Raw genomic sequence first — 2,277 nt, 5'->3', positions numbered from 1 at the left:
ACCTAGTAGGCTAAGTGCCGAGTTCGGTGCTTGCTTCGCTTGAGCAAGAATCGAGCTTGAAGCTTGAGAAAGGATCTGAGATTTAGTCATCTGAGTCGTTTCTTTCGCGAAGTCGGTATCTTTAATTCGGCTCTTAGATGCGTTAACATTCTCGTTAATGTTGTCTAAGTTGCTGATAGCGTGGTCGAAACGGTTTTGGAAAGCACCTAGCTCAGCACGGTGGCTATCTACATACTTAAGTGCCGCATCGATAATAGCTACAGACTCTTGTGCGCCGCCAACTGATGTTACGTCGATAGTATCAACCGTTACGTCTTTGCCAGGTTGTATGCCTAGTTCGCCAGCCAGGCTGCCAGAGAATGCCACTTCGCCTTCAACCTTGTTGTTACCAGTAAACATTTGTAGCTTACCGTCTTCAGTTACAGACGCTTTAACAGAGTCTTGTTGACCGTTGATGTACGTTGCTAGCTCTTCGATGTCGTCACCCGCTTTTGCGCTGATGTCGATTTCTTGTGCTTGACCGAAGTTATCAGTGAACGACATTTTTAGGTCGTTAGAGCCTGCTTGAACGTTCCAATCTTTATCTTTCGCGTTCTCAGTTTGGTAGCTCTTACCACCCATCTGAGCGTTATCAGAGCGCATGTCTTTCAGTTGAAGCATTACCGCTTCACCGTTGTCTGCACCGATTTGGAATGATTTAGTACCGTGAGTACCGTTAAGCAACTTGTTGCCACCAAAAGACGTCGTTTCCGCGATACGGTTCAGTTCGTCGTTCAGCGCTGTTACTTCTTCTTGAATCGCTACACGCTCAGATTTTGAGTTTGAGCCGTTTGAAGATTGTAGAGACAAATCACGCATACGTTGCAGGATGTTAGTCGTCTCATTCATTGCACCTTCAGCTGTTTGTGCAATTGAGATACCGTCGTTCGCGTTACGTACAGCAACATCAAGACCACGACTTTGAACGTTCAAACGGTTCGAGATTTGTAGACCCGCAGCGTCATCTTTTGCGCTGTTGATTTTTGAGCCAGAAGCTAGACGCTCCATTGATGTTTGTTGTGCGCTGTTTGCGTTGTTTAGGTAACGTTGCGCTGTCATCGCTGAAACGTTTGTATTTACATTCACTGCCATGGTGATTTCTCCAATTGATTTTCCGGTATAGCGGTTTCCGACGTCTCGGAAAACCAAGTAGTTCTCTCAAAGTTACTTTTAATAACGGCGCGAAAATCAGAAGCTTTAGAAAAACTTTCAAAAAACCACAAAAAAAATATTAATCTAATATTTATCAACAACTTAATTTTCATCATTTTCTAATACAGCGATAGATTTCAATTGGAAAAAGATCTTAACCTGTTCAGAAAGCGTACGAACCGCCGTCTAAATGGCTCAAGGTCGAGAAATGATCAATCGCCAAAGATCTCTGACTTACGCAAATCTTGTGTAATAGATGACATTATTTGTCGTGAAGAAGAACCATCAAATAGAGATTTGGAAAAGGTAGTGCGAGAAAGTTCACAGGAAAATAAATAGCAAAAACAAGAAATACAGAAAGGAAAAAGCCCCTTTTCCTTTGAGAGAACCGGGGCTAGTTGGCGCGTCAGAGCCTGTGTGGAGATCATCGAGAAATGAACACATTTCCGACTTGCCGTTGCATTCTTACTGCAAAAATGGATAGCAGGTGAGAGATGAGAGAGCTAAACATTCAATAGTAAGTATGCTTGCCAGTTTCCCTTGCTGCATGGCTCACGTCTGAACACGAGCAGCAAGTTCAACCAATAACTATTGCAATAATGACATTGCAGAGTTAGGCAACTGTTTTGCTTGAGCAAGTATTGAAGTACCTGCTTGTTGCAGAATTTGTGATTTGGTCATTTGCGTCGTCTCTTTCGCAAAGTCCGTATCTTTGATTCGGCTGTTTGAAGCGTCTACGTTCTCTTGTACGTTTGCCAAGTTATTAATACTGTGGCTTAGACGGTTCTGTTTTGCACCCAAATCAGCACGCTGTGAATCCACGTACTTCATTGCAGAATCAATCACGCTGATCGCGTTCTGTGAACCCGCAACGCTGGTTAAGCTAACATCTTGAACCGAGGTTGCGCGGCCTTCACTCTTAATACCTAGCTCAGACGCTAGACCACCAGAGATAGACATTGGGCCGTCAAGGTCAGGTTCAGCAACGAACAGTTGAATGCGACCATCATCAGTAACCGATGCGTTCACAAGATCAGACTGACCATTAATGTAAGTCGCAAGCTCTTCGATATCATCGCCCGCTTT

Annotated in this window: 2 protein-coding genes; both read right to left on the bottom strand. The window is 43.9% G+C overall.

Features of this window, described 5'->3' with window-relative positions; genetic code table 11:
* Positions 1-1,131: flagellin (locus tag AB4623_RS23950; RefSeq protein WP_372135264.1), on the bottom strand; the 1,131-nt coding region annotated here is incomplete at its 3' end.
* Positions 1,132-1,779: 648 nt separating this feature from the next.
* Positions 1,780-2,277 (bottom strand): flagellin (locus AB4623_RS23945; RefSeq protein ID WP_372147514.1); only part of this gene is annotated, 498 nt, incomplete at its 5' end.

Origin of the sequence: Vibrio sp. 10N.222.52.C12, assembly GCF_041474215.1 — a bacterium.
Taxonomy (GTDB): Bacteria; Pseudomonadota; Gammaproteobacteria; order Enterobacterales; family Vibrionaceae; genus Vibrio; species Vibrio crassostreae_C.
This window is presented reverse-complemented; position numbering and strand designations above follow the sequence as displayed.